Here is a 15,662-nt window from a genome sequence, read left to right on the forward strand (position 1 = left end):
CGCACGCATCGTGCTGGCGTGCGCGAACGGCTGGAACAACACCGTGGTCGCCGCGCGACTCGGTGTCGGCAGAGATGCCGTGCGCCGCTGGCGCACACGGTTCCTTGCCCGGCGACTGGACGGACTTGCCGACGAGCCGCGGCCCGGGGTGCCGCGGACCATCACCGATGCCCAGGTGGAAGAGGTCGTGGTCCGCACCCTGGAGCAGACGCCACAGGGCGGGACGCACTGGTCGAAGCGGGAGCTGGCCAAGGTCGTGGGGATCTCGCCGGCGAGCGTGCTGCGGATCTGGCACGCCTTCGGCCTGCAGCCGTGGCGGACTGAGACCTTCAAGATCTCACCCGACCCGTTCGTGATCGACAAGATCCGCGATGTCGTCGGCCTTTGCCTCGCCCCGCTGGCCAATGCCGTCGTCTTCGCGATGGACGAGAAACCACAGATCCAGGCTCTTGAGCGGACCACACCGGTCCTGCCGATGATTCCGGGAGTGCCCGAGCGGCGGAGTTTCGACTACGTCCGGCACGGGACCGTCAACCTGTTCGCCGCACTGAACACCGCCACGGGCAAGGTGATCACGAAACTGTCCGCCCAACACCGGGCCGTCGACTTCCGCGACTTCCTCGACGAGATCGACCGCCAGACCGACAAGAGCCTGGCGGTCCACGTCATCTGCGACAACCTCTCCGCCCACAAGGCGCCGGTGGCGCACAAGTGGCTGCTTGCGCATCCCCGGTTCCGCCTGCACTTCACCCCGGCCTACTCGTCCTGGATCAACCAGGTCGAGCGGTGGTTCGCGGAGCTGGAACGACGCTGCCTCACACGCGGGGTGTTCTGCTCACTCGACGACCTCAAGGCCGGGCTCGAAGAGTGGATCAAGGTCTGGAACGACGATGCCAGGCCCTTCAGATGGACCAAGACCGCCGACCAGATCCTCGACCGCATCTGCCGCTACTGCGACAGGATCTCCGAACCAGATCACTAGTTGGTGAAGCCCACGCTTCGGGACACCTTGCGGCCCATCTCAGACCTCGCCCGAGGCAGCTCCGACACACTCTGCGTCGCAGTAAGTACCTAGACACGGTCCTGCCGCAGGTCAGATGCCATCTGGCTCCCGAATGACGCAATCGCTCCGGAGCCATGTGCGCAGGTCGAGTCGACTGTGCTCCGGTCGCCCGTGTCCGCATCGTATCCAAGATCAATTACGGGACAACCTGTTAGCGCGGGCAAGGGACTTGGTGCGTAGGCCGGGTTCAGCGGCGTTCCCCCCCGGGACCCGGCTCAGGCTCCTCTGGTTCAACAGGAAGCGGGAGGAGTTGGCAGCATGAGATCAGGACAGGCTGCCCTGTTCGCAGACGCGGTGGGCGACTTCGCGGAGCGTGATGTTGGTTTCCTGGGAGTAGCGGCGCAGCACGTCGAACGCCTCCTCTTCGGTGAGACGGTGGCTGCCCATGAGAATGCCCATGGCCTCGCCGATCACGTGGCGGGTGGCGACCGCGTATTCCATCTGGGTGCGGGTGCGGGCGCTGGAGAAGGCGACCGCGGTGTGGGCGGCCAGTAGCCATCCGGCCAGCTCATTGTTGTGTCCGTGCCGCGGACAGCGCGAGTTCCTCAGCATCTGGGATGGATCGCATGCTGGGGGTCGGGTCATCCACGGACACTTCAGGATGGCGGCGGTCCGCGCTCGAATGCCACCATGGCGGCGTCATCGCTTAGGTGGCCGCCGGCGTGCCGCAAACCAGGTCCTCGCGCAGGTGGGCCAAGAGAGAATCGGGACCTTTGCCAGCGTTGCCGGCCACCCCTTTCGTAAGAGGCTAGAACGTGCCGTCCCGTTGCGGGCCTCGATGACACCGTCCGTATAGGGGAGGGCGATGTCGCCATGCTCAAAAGCGAAGGCTTCCCCGCGTGCTCGTCCATCGCCTGAGCCACGACCTGCTCGGAGCGGAACAAGCGTCTGATCCATCGAGCATGTCTACTCTTGTGTCCTGACGCGGCAGGACTGTCGGTGGTGCTGGGGGAGAGAGAAGGCTGACCGGTGGTTGACCGGGGTGTCGTCGACCCCTGGGGGCGCCAGGATCGTGAGTCTGCCCAGGCGTTTGAGGCGTTCGTGGTGTACCGGGATTTCGGTCCGGCGCGGAGTGTCACGAGGGTGGCACGGGAGTTGGATAAATCTCGTGCGTTGGTGGGTCGGTGGTCGCGGCAGTTTGCTTGGGTGGTTCGGGCGACGGCGTATGACCGGGAGCAGGATCGGCTGTTTCTTGCGGAGCAGGCGCTGGCGCGGAAGGAAATTGCTCGCAGGCATGCGAAGTTGGCGCAGGCGGTGCAGAGCAAGGCGGTCGCTCGGCTCCAGACGCTTGATCCGAGGGAGCTGTCGCCTTCGGAGTTGCTGCGGTACATCCAGGTCGCAGCGGAGATCGAGCGCCGGGCTGTGGGTGAGGCGCCGGTGGCCGGGGCGGTCGAGGACCGGGATCAGGGTGCGGATGTCGCCGCTTTGTCGGATGAGGATCGCCGGGCTCGGATGGACCAGTTGCGCAGGGAGCTGGAGCGCCGGTTGTCGGAGGGCGCGCGGTGAGCCGGGGGCGGGCCAAGCGCCGGATGGTGGAGCAGTTCGCGGATCCGTCGGTGATGAGCGATGAGCAGCTCAAGGCGGAGGTCGCGGCGCTGGTTCGGGCGGATGAGCTGTCGGCGCGGCGGTGGGCGTGTGAGGTCCCGGACTGTGACGGGCTGCCTCATGCGGGGTGGCTGCATCATCATGCGCGGGCGGCGCAGCGGCGGCCGTTGTGGTTGTGGACGGTGTGGATGCTGCTCACCGGCCGTGGTTGGGGGAAGTCGCGGACGGCGGCGGAGGCGGTGCGGGAGTGGGCGAAGGCGCCGAGCCAGCAGATTGCGGTGGTGGCGAAGAACGCCACGCTGGTGCGGGACATCTGCTTTGAGTCCCCGAAGTCGGGGCTGTTGTCGGTGTTTCCGCCGGAGGAGGTCGCGAAGTACAACTCGTCGCTGGGTGAGACGACGCTGCGGCTGAAGAACGGCACGCTGATACGCGGGTTTGGTGCGGAGACGCCGGACAACTTGCGTGGCTGGGCGTTCGACAAGGCGTGGTTGGACGAGTACGCGGCTTGGTCGCGGCATACCGCGCAAGAGGTCTACGACATGCTGTGGTTCTGCCTGCGTGAGGCGGAGCTCCCGCAGGTCGTCATCTCGACTACGCCCAAGCCGCTGCCGCACGTGAAGCGGCTGGTCGAGCGCGGCCGGGCTCAGGAGCGGGTGCATCGGGAGGGCGGGGCGCCGCCGCGGGTGGTGCTGACGCGTGGGCACATGCGGGAGAACGACGCGAACCTGTCGGCGGCGGCTCGGGAGGAGTTGGAGGAGGAGTACGCCGGCACTCGGCTGGGGCGGCAGGAGCTGTCCGGTGAACTCCTTGAGGATGTCGAGGGTGCGTTGTGGAAGGGCTGGATGCTGGAGGTCGAGGGCTTTAGGCCCCGGCCCGAGCATCTGCCGGATCTTCAGCGTCTGGTTGTGGCTGTGGACCCGGCGACGAAGTCGCATGAGAACGCGGACATGACGGCCTTCACTGTGGCGGGCCGCGGCTTTCCGGTGGAGTCAGTGTTCGGGGACGAGCGGCCGCGTGGATTTCTGCTGCACTGCGAGCAGGACCGGCACACGCCGACGCAGGCGATGAAGCGGGCCGCGCAGCTGTACCACGAGCACCGTGCGGACTGTGTGGTCATCGAGGCGAACAACGGTGGTGACTACTTGCCCGCGCTGTTGGAGCAGGTCGACCCGACGGTGAACTGGCGGATCGTTCATGCAACGCGGGGGAAGAGGGCTCGGGCTGCCCCGGCGGCGCAGCTGTATGAGCAGGCGCGTGTGCATCACGTGGGTTCGGCGCGGGTGTTCGCGGAGTTGGAGGAGCAGATGACGACGTTCGTCGGGCAGGGGGAGACGGAGGACTCGCCGGACCTGTTGGACTCGGCGGTGTGGGCGTTGTGGGACTTGTTCCTCGACCCGATGATGCCGCCTCCACGTGGCGGCGATGATCAGCGGCTTAGTGGTCGTAGGTGAGTTATCGGCTTAACGGCTGCCGCTGACTCTTGTGACTTGACGCGTATAACTTGACGCTGTTGCATAACCTGGGAACACCGTGTACTTAGACTCTTCCGTCTTGAGGGGTCTTGTGCATGGGCGAGGGCCGCCCACCTGATGCCAATCACCGGGGCGACCCTCGCGTGCGGTTAGTTGCCGCTCAGGGAGCGGGCGATGGCGAGGAGCAGGATGGCGATCCTGATCACGAGCATCGTCCGCTCGCGGCGTTCTGTGCGGTCTGTTGCCTCCTTCTTGTCGTTGTTGTTGTTCCTGCGGGGCCGAGCGTGCTTGGCCACTTGTTCCTCCCTCCGGACACGGCGGATAGGTGAAGTACTGGGCATGCCCAGCAGGAGGAACAACGGCCAACTCGTGCCTACGCGTTGGCGGCAGGTGCGCCTCGGCGACAGGTTGGCTCGCCGTAGAAGGTGAGTGGTGGATCAGTGGCGGAGTATGTGGCTTTCCGGACGGTCACCACTGCCTTGCTGAGTCGCTATGTGCGGGCACTCTGGAACAGGTACTCCATGATCAACCGGCATCTGAAGATGAGCGATGAGGAAGCATATTGGCGCGACACGGATGTCGTTGAGGATCATGCTCATGCCCCCGCTTTCCTCTCCCTCGTTCCCGCGCTGCGGTGCACCGCTGTGTGCGGCGATTCTGGGCTGTGCGTCTCAGGTCTGGTTGAAGAACCCGCCCTGTGCGATGCGGCCTTGCCCCGCTGCCATGACAACGACGTTAGCAGGCGACAACAGGAACACCTTCTGCGTCACTCCGCTCGACGGTTCCTCGCAGATGAACCATCAAACCGGCCGCAAAGTCGATAAGTTGCTTGGTGTCTCGCTCGCCCATCCCGGCGACATTCGTGAGCACCGGCTGTCGGGAAACGGTGTTCCCCCGCTGGGTACGGGCCGCGTTTGTAGCTCTGCGGGTGAAGGGACGGCCATCCGGTACGGCTCTCGCCTTGGTGCGACCTTGGGCGTGACCAACGGCGCATCCGGTTCTGCTTCATGTGCTTTTGAGTGATTGTCGACACGTCCACCAGGGCTTCGTGGAGGACGACGGGTATGACCGCTGAGGGTTCGAGCATGCACCGGTCCTGAGCCGGAAGCATCGACTGCCGTGGCTAGAGTGAGTGACGGCGCGGGGCCGACGTCCTGGAGGGACTTGTGGGCCTGCGCCAATTCGTGATCGACGCCTGGTCATGGCTGAACTACAAGCCGGTGATGGCTGACGCCGGAAGGCCGTCAAGTCGGGCGTTTCCGGAGTTGGCGGCGTCGTGGCTGCCTCCGCATGAGCTGCGCAGGCTGGCGGCGTACAAGGTGCTCTCCTCGTACGACAACAACCAGGCCGGACAGCTGGCTGCGGCTGGGGGCGACGAGTCCGCGTTGGAGCGGCGTGAGCTGGGCGATGCGGCGAACTTGGTTGATACGGCGCTGGGTTACCTGCTCGGGTCGGATCAGCAGATCGCGGTGGCCGGTGCCGAGCACGCCGATGAGGAGTCCCCGGAGCCGGGGGCGATAGAGGCTGCGGCGGTTCAGGAGCGGTTGCGGAAGTGGGCGGAGAAGGAGCTGCTGTCGCTGCGGATCCAGCAGGCGGAGCGTACGGCTGCGCTGCTGGGCGATGGCGTGTATGTGCTGGCGTGGAATCCGGAGAAGCAGCGGCCGACGCTGCAGGTGGAGGATCCCGGTTTCTTCTTCCCGCAGTGGGATGACGACCAGGACCAGGACTTCCCGAGCCGGGTGCATCTGGCGTGGGAGCTGCCGGAGGACGAGGACGCCGGGTTGAAGGCCCGGGTTCGGCGGGTGACGTACGAGCTGGGCCCGATCTCCGAGGACAGCAGCGCAGTGCGGCATTACCCGTGGGAGCCGGGACGAGCGTCGAACGTGACGTGCTACCTGACGGACGCCGAGTGGCTGCTGGAAGACCTCAAGCGTGGGCAGACCCTGGACCGGCTGCCGATGCACAAGGCTGTGTTCCGGGTACGTGCGGACGGGACGGAGCTGAACCGGCTGGATCTGGTGATCGACTTCGTGCCGGTCATCCACCTCACGAACACGATCCCGGGCGCGGGGGAGCACTGGGGGCGCTCCGTGCTCGCCCGGGTGCTCCAGGGCCTGGATGAGCTGGCGGCGACGGATTCGGACAGCTCGGCGGCGTCGGCGACGACGGGCACGCCGATCATCGGGTTGGCGGGGGCCCGGCTGCCGGTGGACCGGTCGGGGAGGCCGGAGAAGCTGAAGGTGGAGGCCGGCGCGGTCTGGCAGCTTGGCGATAGCGGGCGTATGGATGCGTTGGACACGTCGCCGCAGCTGGCGGAGCTGCGGGCCCGGGTCGAGCATCTGTTGGACCGGATCGCGGCGAACTCGCGGATCACGGCGGCCGGGCTGGGGACGTTGGATGCCGCGGAGGTGCCGTCGGGGTACGCGTTCAAGTTGGCGTTGGCGCCGCTGGATGCGCTGGTGGGCATGATGCGGCTGGCCAGGGAGCACAAGTACCGGCTGCTGCTGAAGTTCGTGCAGCGGCTGTACCAGGCGGGTCGCGCGGAGGGTTGGGCGGCCGGGGAGTCGTTCTCGGCCCGGTTGGCGTGGGCGCCGCACACGCCGACGGACCGGGCCGCGGTGTTGGAGGAGGTCGTCACGGCGTACGGGGCTGGTGTGATCTCGCTGGAGACGGCGGTGCAGATGCTGTTGGACGCGGGCTATCCGATCGAGGATGCGTCGCAGGAGGTGGCGCGGATCCGGGTGAAGGCGGAGCAGGATGCGGCGATGCGTCTCGCGGAGAATGCGGCTCGGCGGCAGCGCGACGACGATGGAGATGACGACCAGGACCGCGAAGATACCCGGAGGGCGGCCTAGGTGTGTTGTCCGGTAGATCGTGCAGCCTGCGCGCCGTCCAGTCCGAGACATGTGCGGAGTTGGTGGACTATCACCCTCCGCCACTCCGCGAAGTGCCACTGCCCAGGCCCACAGCTGGTAGGACTGGGCAGTGGTCCGGCAAGGCTGATCCGCTAGGTCAGCCGACGGAGTTGTCGAAGGTCGGGTTCAGGGCACCGATCACATTGCCGCTGTTTCCTGTGGCGTTGACTGGAACATGGACTGGCACCGTAGCTGCGTTCCCGGCGCCCACTCCGGGAGAGTTTTCAGCCTTGGCATTGCCGTCGGCGTCGGCAGCAGCGGACCCGGCGCTGATGAGCAGGGAAGCGGCGGCCAAGCCGATCAAGGCAGTGACGGTACGTGTGCGCATGATTTCTCCTGATGAGTAGGGATCACCAACGTGAACGCCCTCGGATGATCCGAGGAACGCCCCATCACACGAACGGGTAAGCGGACTCACTCCATCGGTTACCGAGGGGCTCGCCCGATGATCGGTCTCCTCTCGTCGGACGAGCCCGAGCTCGGTGAGCGCATGGTCTCTGCGAGCTCCGGCTGGCGGGGGGCTTTGTCGTGCGCAGACGTAGGATGCTCCGCCGTGACCGCTATTTCGTTCGATGACTTGATCAACGCGGAGCGTGCTGCCCTGGAGGCTCACGACTCCATCAAGGGCGTGCCATACAGCCCAGAGGCGTGGAAGCCCTGGCTCGACGCTGCCGCAGCCTTCCAGGCAAAGGTCACGGAGTACGCGACGGAACAGGGTACGGACCGATTCTCCATCGAGATGGACGTGAAGAAGGCCGTCCGGCACCCCCCGAAGGACGCGGCGTAACGATCAGCCGGAATCCCCGCCGCACTCACACTTCGAGGCCATGAGTCCGTGGGGCGCTGGCGCGAATGAATGTCCTGTGGCAGAAGGCTGAGCACCTGCCACCGAACATTGAGCAGGCACGCTCGCCGCGATGGTCGGGATCTCCCGGCTACTGCACCGGAGCGCGCCACAGCACTGTGTCGGTTTCGATGTCCACGACCGAGACCCACTCGGCTGCGGGCACCGCCCTCTCGACCACGTACCAGTGCTTGCTTCCGAGATTCCGGTCATTGACGTACTCAGGATCGCCTGGAGTCCAAACCGGCACCCCGAGCGACTGAAATGCGTTCGGCGGCACGTTGGTTCTCGCCCAGCCGAACCAGTGGCGGGTCTCGGCTTCGGGTATCCGCAGCTCGATGCGGACGGTCCGCCCCTCTCGGAAAGCCCATGGAAGATCTTCGGGGTCCCCGGACTCCATCATGTGCACCGTCTTGGGCGCGGAGCCGTCCCCTGGCCACCGGGCTTCGAGGACCTTGGATGCGAGGATCTGCTCCCAGAACTCGGTCGTTGTGAAGTGGTACAGCGTTCGAGTCACTGGCTCACCGTAGGGCGTCATCAGGCCCGTCACCAAGTGATGCCCCTGCACTCATTCAGCGATGGCACGCGCTGTCCCGTCCCAAACGATCTGGTCCGGCGCCGCGGCTCTGACCAGCAACGACCAGGTCAATTGATACGTCCGGATAGGGCAGATCTCAGTTGATCTGGTCCGCGGACACGCTTCGCGCCGACACACCACCTCGTTCAGCCTGTTTTCTTGCAGCGTGTTGACTCGTGGAGAGACCAGATCGGGTGATGGCTCAGCGGCCGCCGATCTCGAGTGATGCCTATGGCGAACCGCCTTCCCCGCTTTGAGGCTGCTGCATGACGAAGCGTTGACCTGGAGTGTTGTTCCCTCTCGCCCGATCTTCCCCGGGGCTAGTCCGGTGCCCGTCGCCGAACAGCACCCACTTTTGACGGGGATCGAGGTTCAAGGCGGCTTTTGTGCAAACCGCGTCTGGGTAGCCATGCGCCGCCTCACGGCGAGGCGAAGAGGAGCATTTGGAGGATCTCCCAACATGAGCTTGAGCAGGATCATTTCGGCTTTCGGGGCGACAGCCGCCGCCGTCGGCCTCGTGTTCGCCGCCGGCCCGCCTGCAGCAGCCGCGGGCAAGTGGTGCAACAACTCCGTCTGCATCGAGACCTACGACAGCGGCACCTACCTGGGCAGGGTGGAGGTGTCGGTCACCAACACGAACCAGCCGCACAGGATCCGCGCGCGGGTGTGGACCACCAATGGCTGGAGCGCAGACACCAAGGTCGAGGACGTCGACGCGTTCCGGACCTACAGGGACCAGGCTTACCCGCAACGCCACTTCCCGGCAGGCACCCGACTCTGTGCGGAGGGCTTCCGCGGTGATGAGAGCGTAGGGCTTCCCTGCGTCACGATTACTGGCTGACGTGACGCCTCCCGGTCTGGCTCCGCGCGGACCGCACATTGCCTGACATGGACATCTCGCGGGATCAGCTCAAGCGATCTGGCCCACGGCAGTGAACGGGGCCAGATCGTTTGAGACGGGGACGAGCTCCGCTGAGACGGGACACGTGCTCAACCTTCGCTGGCACAGGGCAATGAGCCCCCACCTCGACGAGCTCGGGGCTTGATGTTTGAATCGAACGCATGAGCGAGCTACCTCCGGATCCTGTGCGCCTGCGCGCGATCCTGGCGTACCTGGACAAGCAGCTCGCTGACGGAGAGACTGTCGTGATCTACCTGCGACTCCAGCGCAAAGCGGTACAAGATGCGCTCGCTCGTGCCGACGGAGTGCTGGCGCCGTCGCCGGGTCCACCCTCACGCAATGGGCATCGCCCTGCCGCTGCGCTGCCCTTCGCCCCGAACCGAACGGAGCGGCAGTCGACCGGCTTCGTCGCGGAGCGGCAGCCGCGGGCGATAGGCGCCGGGCCGGTGCGCATCCATGTCGACGACTGCAGCCACGGTGGGGCGAAGCATCCGATCACCGCGAACGACGCGCGGGCGGCGCTGCTCGACCCGAACATCGAGGAGTGCCCGTTCTGCCGGCCGATGACTGAGCTCGGCATGTTGGACTGACCTGCACGGTTGAAGTTATCCACAGGCGTGAGCGGGGCCGTCGCGTTCGTCGTACGGTGCCACTCCTGGTTGATCACGAGCGCGGGGATATGCGATGTCGTACGTGGTGGAGCTGGCGCCCTGGGTGGAAGAAGCCCTCATGGAGCTCTCCGAGGATGACCGGCAGGATGCGATGGAGTCTGTCGCCACAGCCTTGGTTCGTAAGGATGCGTGGCCGGCGCCGGGAGGCTGGGACGTGACCACACTGTCCGGCACAGGCTGGTGGATCACGTTCTCGGCTTACAGCGGCGGCATCGAGATCCTGGACCTGGGCGTGCTGGGCGAACCCAGCTGCACGCGGTGGCGCAGCGTGGTGTGATCGCGGTTTGGCTACACTGATCGTTAGCGCGGGGGCGCGCACTGGAGGAGTTGCATGGTCCGGCCCCTGCCGAATAGCAGCCCTGTCGGCTACCGCCGTGATGGGCGGCCGATCTACCCGATTCTCGGAGCCTCGTCGGAGGACGAGACGAACGACCACCTGGACGATGCCGGTGACGGCGGCCAGGAGCAGCAGGTCACGGTGACCCAGGACCGGTTGGGCAAGATGCTCACGCGGGAGAAGGCGCAGGGTGAACGCGCCGCTGTCAAGCGCCTGTTGGCCACCCTGGGATTCGACACACCGAAGGCGTTGACGGAGTTCGTCACCGCGCAGCGCGAGGCGGAGCAGGCCGCGCTCACGGAGGTCGAGCGTCGCGAACAGGACGCTGCCGAGCGCGAGTTGCAGGCTGCTCGCCGTGAGGAACTCGCGGCGGAGCGGGAAAGGGCGGCTCTGCGGCGTGCGGCTCTGGTGGCGCTGGGTGCGTCGGGTGATGACCTGGTGGACGCGGAGCGTCTGCTGGCAACCGACGATGAGGACGCGGATGACGCGCAGATCCAGGCGGCGGCGGAGGCCCTTCGCGCCCGGCGTCCAGAGCTGTTCGGCGATGTGCGTACGCCGCCGGTGCCGGCGGCCCCTGCCGGGGCTCCGGCTGGGCGCGGCCCGTCCCGGACGACGCCTCCTGCGAAGCCAGGCGCGGCCGGGTTGGAGATGGCTCGAAGGCGCGGGCTCGTGCCGGAGTTCAGCGACGCCCGCTGAGCTGAGCGCCTGACAAGAGCAGTGGGGACCACGCCCCCTCGACTTCGTGGACGGCACTGCCCCCTATGGGCGGTGTGCGGAAGCTGACCGCATCGTCCATGGAGACAACAGCATGACCATTCAGCCTGTTTCGAAGTCCGAGTACACGACCGCCAACCGTGAGTGGCTGGCCTCTCTGCACGGCACGGACTCGACGGACACGATCACCCTCGACCTGAATCTGTTCAGCGAAGGCGTGCACTACCAGTGCGGGGACGGCTGCGAGCCGTACGGCCGCGTCTTCTCCGGTGTGCCGGTGGGCAAGGTTGCGGAGTCGAAGCTGTACGGCCCCTACGACCCGGAGGCCACGTGTGGCCGCCAGGTGCTGCGCGGTTTCATCGTGGCGGAGGCGCCGTTCGCGCCGGGGCAAACCCGCGTGCCAGCCGCGCTGCTGTGGCACGGCGCGGTGAAGGCGTCGAAGGTTCCGGGCGGTATCGACATGTCGCAGCTGGCGTGGCACCCGCGTGCCGCGCAGATCCGCTTCGTGTGAACGGGGCCTGAGCTGTGACGATTCAGGACCTGTTGAAGGACGTCCAGGCCGTTGACCTGACGACGTTCGCCCGCGCCATCCCGTCCCCTAAGGACTTCCTGCTCACCCAGTCGATCTTCCCGACGATGGTGCTGCCGGAGGTCAAGTGGCGGGTGAAGGACTCCGGCCGGTACGTGAACGTCGCAAAGTACCGGGCGTTCGACGCGTCGGTGCCGTTCGCGACACGCGAGGCGTGGCAGACCTCCCGCGAAGGTGCGCTGCCCGCGCTTGGTCAGAAGCTCGTGGTGGGGGAGCAGGAGCAGATCCTGCTGGAGGCCTCCCGGGGCTCGGACCAGGACCGGCTGATCGAGCTGCTGTATGACGATGTCGAGCGGCATGTGGAGGCGATCCGGTCACGGCTGGAGCTGGCCGCCGGCGATGTTCTTGCCGACGGCCGGTTCACGCTGGTGCAGGAGAACGGGCTGACGCTGGAGGTGGACTGGAACGTCCCCGCCGAGAACATGCCCGTCGCCGCCCGCCCGTGGTCGGACCCGGAATCGGATCCGATCGCGGATGAACTGCGGTGGATCCAGCACCTGGACGATATCGGCGCCCCCGAACCGGAGCAGGTGGTCACCAGCCGGAAGGCGTTCAGTTTCTTCGCGGCGAACAACGCCTACCGGGCAGCCTATTACGGGTCGGTGAGCCCGTCGGCGACGCCGACGGCAACGCTGACCCCGCAGCAGATCAACGTGGTGCGCGGCAACTACGGCCTGCCGCCGGTGACGTTCTACAAGGCGCAGGTCCGTGTGGATGGCAAGCCGCGCAAGGTGCTGCCGGAGGACCTGTGGATCCTGGTGCCGCCGGAGCGGGAGAAGTGGGCGCAGACCATGCTCGGCGTGACCGCTGAGGCGCTGGTGCTGTCGCGCGGTTCGAACCCGGAGATCATCCGGGAGGACGCGCCGGGCTTGATCATCACCCGTGGGGTGCAGGACGACCCCGTGCAGATCTGGACCAAGGGCGCCGCGGTCGGCATGCCGGTCATGCACACCCCGGACGCACACATCGTGGCGAAGGTCCTGTGATGCCGGGCCGCCGACTGATCGCCGCGGTGTACGTGAAGGACCCGGCCACCCACGAGGACCTGATCCTGCGGCCCGGCCAGAGCCCGTCGCCGGAGATCGCCGCGCTGGTGACGAACCCCGATGCCTGGGACTCGCCACTGGACGCCGACGTCGAGCCGGAGACGATCGCGGTCGGTGAACCGGACCCCACGGCGGGCACCGCCGAGCCCGACCCTGGGCCGGGTGACGCCGGCGGGGTCGGTACGAAGAAGCCGCCGTCGCGGCGGACCCGCTCGACTACCACCTAGCAGTACGCTCACCGTACGGTCCGGAGCTGTCACCCCCGTAAGGCTCCGGGCCGTGCCTCGTATCCGAGGGATGTGAAAGCCGGTGGACGAGTTCCAGCGGTCATGGCTGCTCGCCCAGCTCGGCCCGGACACCGACCCGGCCGACCTGGAACGCCGCTTCTTCCGACTCCGCTCAGTACGGGCGGTCGCATTTGAGGTCCTCGGCGAGCGGCGCGCCAAGCTCCTCGCTGACCCGCTGAAGGTCAGCGTCGACAACGTGGTGACCATGGACCTTCAGGAGAACCTGCGCGGTCTTGAACGGCAGATCGAACAGATCCGCCAGGCTCCCGCCCCGGACGAGCCCGGTGACGAGGACGACCAGGCGGGGGTGGTGATGGCGGTTACGTGGCTGACCCCCGGGCGCCGCTACCGGTAGGCACGGCGCCATTCACACTGGCAGGCGCCAGTGCGGGCCGCTCGGGTCGCCCAGCCATACTGTCTGGTCCCACTCGGTTACGGTCATCCCGAACGTGGTCTGATCGGGCGAGCCCGCCTGCTGCCACGTGATGAGCGCGTCCTCGACTTGGTCCCACAGGCGCAGAGGGCCGTCTTGGTGGACCGTCCAGCCGTTGCCGTCCGGTTCGGTCCATGCCTGGGAGCCGGTTGCCACGTCGACCAGGGCGATGCCGTCCCCCGTACGGACCAGTTCGGCTGAGGGGGCGGCCAGTTGGGCTACGAACAGCCCCGTCCAGTCGTCCAGTAGCTCCGGGGCCATCTGTGTGCGTCGGGAGGTGCCGGGGTGGGGGTAGAAGGTGGGGCGCGGGGGGCGCTCATGCGGGCGGGCGAGCATGTACGAGACCGTGTCCCCGGCGAATCGGCCGCTGGCGACTCCTTCCTCGTTTAGGGCGAGTCGGATGAGGCCCGAGGCGAGCATCCAGCCGCTGATCGTGGTGGTGATGCTGCCGCCATCGCGGAGCTGCCACAGCCACGATGGCGGGATGGTTCGTACGGCGCATGTGGCGATGACTGCGTCGTAGTCGGCACCGTCTTGGTGCCCGCGCAGGCCGTCGCCGACGACGAGATGCGGTGAGTGGCCGGCAGCGTGGAGGTGCTGCGCGGCGGTCGCGGCCAAGCCTTCGTCGTATTCAACGGAGTACACGGACTTGTCGCCGAGCCGGTGGCACAGGATCGCAGTGGAGTAGCCGGTGCCCGTTCCGATTTCCAGCACCCTGTGACCGTCGCGGATGTCCCCGAGTTCGACCATGCGCAGGACGAGGGACGGCAGGGTGCTCGACGAGGTGGGCCGCCCGGGCAACGGGCCGGAGGCGTCCGTGGCGCTGGCACCGTCAACTTGGGTGACCCATGTGGTGTTCGAGTAGACCATCCGTAGCCATTCGCTCTCACCGAGCTGATCGCGGCGTACGGGCTCCCACTGGGTGCCGTTGGGGCGGAAGACGGTGGCATCGAGGAAGGCGTCGCGGGGCACGGCTTCGACGGCGGACCGCCACGCAGGGTCGGTGAGCTGACCGCGCTTGGCGAGTTCGTCGGCGAGGTCTCGGCGGAGGGAGGCGCTGCTGGTCATCGGCGGTCCCGATCAGGGTGGTGGAGCTGGTCGGCAATGGCGGTGGTGATCTCGTCGGTGATGGAGGCGGGGAACCACGCGAACTGCCCGTTCGGATTGCACTCATAGAAGTGCCACCGGCCGCTGGCATCGAGCCCGAAGTCGAAGGCCCCGTAGACCAACCCGAACACGGCGAGGTAGTCCTGCACGGCCTTCGTCACGTCGGGCGGCGTGTCGATGAGGGTGTAGGTGAGGTCGTCGTAGTGCCGACGCCAGTCCAGGCCTGGGGAGCCGTCGATCCGGACCGCGAACACTTGGCCGCCGACCGCGGTGAGCCGGACGTCTGCAACCTTGTCCACGCGTCGCTGGAACAGGTGCATCGTCCGGCTGACTCCGGCGTCCAGGTCCTCCGCGGCGACCTCTTCAACCCACACAGTCAGGCCGCGCCCGTCCTGGTCCGTGTAGTCGGTGTTGTACAGGGGCTTGTAGACCACGGGCCCGTGCTCGGAGGCGAACCGCCGCGCCTCTTCAGCCTGGTTCGTCAGAAGGGTCGGCGGGACGTGGAAACCGCACTGGGCAGCTGCAGAGAGCTGGGCAGGCTTGTACTCGGCGGCCCGGTTGCGCCACGGGTGGTTTACGTAGTGCGTGCCAGGCAGTGCGGCCAGGATGCCGCCGAGTCCGTAGCGGCTCTGGTCCGCACACCAGCGGGCGTCCTGGCTGTCCAGCTCTTCGGGGGCGGTGTACGGGCCGGGGCGGCGCCAGTACACCGATCGCACTCTGTCCAGTGGCACGGTCCTGGTCGGCGTTTGCACCTCTCCGGCGAGCCCGAAGCCGTCGGCGCGTGCTGTCACCGTGACGGTGTCCGGAAAGTCTGCCGGGTCGAGACGGACCACCGGGACCGCGCGTCTGTCTAACTCCTTGATGACGACGTCGGCCGTCGCGTCGTCCAGCTGTGTGACGACGAGGACCGGTGACGACGCGGTCAATCGGTGTCCCCCGACTGGTCGCTGCCCTCGTCGGTGTTGCCGTCCAGCGAGGTTTTCGTCGTCGTCTCCGTGGACGTTTCGCTGCGCTTGTGCCGGTCCATGGTCGGTAGTTCCAGGCCGTCCGGTCCGATCCACAGCCCCGTCTGGGTCTCCGGATCCAGAACGACGGTCGCCGCGGTCAGCACGGCCGTAGTAGGGAACGGCCGCATCCGGGTTAATCCCCACGGCTTCGGGG

At 66.9% G+C, this 15,662-nt stretch carries 19 protein-coding genes and 1 pseudogene; 13 read left to right on the top strand and 7 right to left on the bottom strand.

Annotated features, from left to right (window positions below):
• Window positions 1–982: IS630 family transposase (locus tag ACFWYS_RS40505; protein WP_384780756.1), on the top strand; the 982-nt coding region annotated here is incomplete at its 5' end.
• A gap of 345 nt (window positions 983–1,327) precedes the next feature.
• Here ACFWYS_RS40505 and ACFWYS_RS40510 read toward each other — a convergent pair.
• Window positions 1,328–1,576: pseudogene (locus ACFWYS_RS40510) on the bottom strand (ANTAR domain-containing protein); the annotation flags it as partial.
• Window positions 1,577–2,032: 456 nt separating this feature from the next.
• Between ACFWYS_RS40510 and ACFWYS_RS40515 the strand changes: the two are divergent.
• Together ACFWYS_RS40515 and ACFWYS_RS40520 are read left to right on the top strand one after the other, a co-directional pair.
• Entirely contained in the window at window positions 2,033–2,569 is a 537-nt protein-coding gene (locus ACFWYS_RS40515; RefSeq protein ID WP_384780759.1) for a hypothetical protein, read from the top strand.
• A 23-nt stretch (window positions 2,570–2,592) separates the two neighbouring features.
• Entirely contained in the window at window positions 2,593–4,059 is a 1,467-nt protein-coding gene (locus ACFWYS_RS40520) for a terminase large subunit domain-containing protein (protein ID WP_384780762.1), read from the top strand.
• A gap of 170 nt (window positions 4,060–4,229) precedes the next feature.
• Here the strand turns inward: ACFWYS_RS40520 and ACFWYS_RS40525 are convergent, their stop codons facing one another.
• A complete protein-coding gene (locus ACFWYS_RS40525; protein WP_384780765.1) occupies window positions 4,230–4,376 on the bottom strand; it encodes a hypothetical protein in 147 nt (48 codons plus the stop codon).
• 870 nt (window positions 4,377–5,246) lie between these two features.
• Between ACFWYS_RS40525 and ACFWYS_RS40530 the strand changes: the two genes are divergently transcribed.
• Window positions 5,247–6,935 carry a hypothetical protein gene (locus tag ACFWYS_RS40530; protein WP_384780768.1) on the top strand — a complete coding sequence of 563 codons (1,689 nt, stop codon included), beginning with the start codon at window positions 5,247–5,249 and terminating at the stop codon, window positions 6,933–6,935.
• A gap of 157 nt (window positions 6,936–7,092) precedes the next feature.
• Here the strand turns inward: ACFWYS_RS40530 and ACFWYS_RS40535 are convergent, their stop codons facing one another.
• Window positions 7,093–7,323, bottom strand: a complete 231-nt coding sequence (locus ACFWYS_RS40535) for a chaplin (RefSeq protein WP_384780771.1) — start codon at window positions 7,321–7,323, stop codon at window positions 7,093–7,095.
• 225 nt (window positions 7,324–7,548) lie between these two features.
• Here ACFWYS_RS40535 and ACFWYS_RS40540 point away from each other — a divergent pair, with 225 nt between their 5' ends.
• Entirely contained in the window at window positions 7,549–7,782 is a 234-nt protein-coding gene (locus tag ACFWYS_RS40540) for a hypothetical protein (protein WP_384780774.1), read from the top strand.
• A 148-nt stretch (window positions 7,783–7,930) separates the two neighbouring features.
• Here ACFWYS_RS40540 and ACFWYS_RS40545 read toward each other — a convergent pair whose 3' ends face one another.
• A complete protein-coding gene (locus ACFWYS_RS40545) occupies window positions 7,931–8,356 on the bottom strand; it encodes a hypothetical protein (RefSeq protein WP_384780777.1) in 426 nt (141 codons plus the stop codon).
• A 520-nt stretch (window positions 8,357–8,876) separates the two neighbouring features.
• Here ACFWYS_RS40545 and ACFWYS_RS40550 point away from each other — a divergent pair.
• The 8 genes from ACFWYS_RS40550 (at window position 8,877) to ACFWYS_RS40585 (ending at window position 13,316) form a co-directional block, all read left to right on the top strand.
• Entirely contained in the window at window positions 8,877–9,257 is a 381-nt protein-coding gene (locus ACFWYS_RS40550) for a hypothetical protein (RefSeq protein ID WP_384780780.1), read from the top strand.
• A 221-nt stretch (window positions 9,258–9,478) separates the two neighbouring features.
• Window positions 9,479–9,907 (top strand): DUF6233 domain-containing protein, encoded by a 429-nt coding sequence (locus tag ACFWYS_RS40555; protein WP_384780783.1) that lies wholly within the window; start codon window positions 9,479–9,481, stop codon window positions 9,905–9,907.
• 94 nt (window positions 9,908–10,001) lie between these two features.
• On the top strand, window positions 10,002–10,265 hold the full coding sequence (locus ACFWYS_RS40560) for a hypothetical protein (RefSeq protein WP_384780786.1): 264 nt from the start codon (window positions 10,002–10,004) through the stop codon (window positions 10,263–10,265).
• A 54-nt stretch (window positions 10,266–10,319) separates the two neighbouring features.
• Window positions 10,320–11,021 (top strand): hypothetical protein, encoded by a 702-nt coding sequence (locus tag ACFWYS_RS40565; RefSeq protein ID WP_384780789.1) that lies wholly within the window; start codon window positions 10,320–10,322, stop codon window positions 11,019–11,021.
• Window positions 11,022–11,133: 112 nt separating this feature from the next.
• Entirely contained in the window at window positions 11,134–11,550 is a 417-nt protein-coding gene (locus tag ACFWYS_RS40570; protein ID WP_384780792.1) for a head decoration protein, read from the top strand.
• A 14-nt stretch (window positions 11,551–11,564) separates the two neighbouring features.
• Window positions 11,565–12,614 carry a major capsid protein gene (locus ACFWYS_RS40575; RefSeq protein WP_384780794.1) on the top strand — a complete coding sequence of 350 codons (1,050 nt, stop codon included), beginning with the start codon at window positions 11,565–11,567 and terminating at the stop codon, window positions 12,612–12,614.
• Window positions 12,614–12,901 (top strand): hypothetical protein, encoded by a 288-nt coding sequence (locus ACFWYS_RS40580; RefSeq protein ID WP_384780797.1) that lies wholly within the window; start codon window positions 12,614–12,616, stop codon window positions 12,899–12,901. Before ACFWYS_RS40575 ends, ACFWYS_RS40580 begins: the two co-directional genes overlap by 1 nt.
• A gap of 82 nt (window positions 12,902–12,983) precedes the next feature.
• On the top strand, window positions 12,984–13,316 hold the full coding sequence (locus ACFWYS_RS40585) for a hypothetical protein (protein ID WP_384780800.1): 333 nt from the start codon (window positions 12,984–12,986) through the stop codon (window positions 13,314–13,316).
• Between the two features lie 12 nt (window positions 13,317–13,328).
• Here the strand turns inward: ACFWYS_RS40585 and tgmC are convergent, their stop codons facing one another.
• The 3 genes from tgmC to tgmA are packed head-to-tail and all read right to left on the bottom strand — an operon-like array spanning window position 13,329 to window position 15,636.
• Entirely contained in the window at window positions 13,329–14,462 is a 1,134-nt protein-coding gene (gene tgmC / locus ACFWYS_RS40590; protein ID WP_384780803.1) for an ATP-grasp peptide maturase system methyltransferase, read from the bottom strand.
• Window positions 14,459–15,427, bottom strand: a complete 969-nt coding sequence (gene tgmB / locus ACFWYS_RS40595; RefSeq protein ID WP_384780806.1) for an ATP-grasp ribosomal peptide maturase — start codon at window positions 15,425–15,427, stop codon at window positions 14,459–14,461. Before tgmB ends, tgmC begins: the two co-directional genes overlap by 4 nt.
• Entirely contained in the window at window positions 15,424–15,636 is a 213-nt protein-coding gene (gene tgmA, locus ACFWYS_RS40600) for a putative ATP-grasp-modified RiPP (protein ID WP_384780935.1), read from the bottom strand. Before tgmA ends, tgmB begins: the two co-directional genes overlap by 4 nt.
• Window positions 15,637–15,662: the final 26 nt, after the last annotated feature.

This window comes from Streptomyces sp. NPDC059010, from assembly GCF_042740355.1.
In the GTDB taxonomy this organism is placed as follows: Bacteria; Actinomycetota; Actinomycetes; order Streptomycetales; family Streptomycetaceae; genus Streptomyces.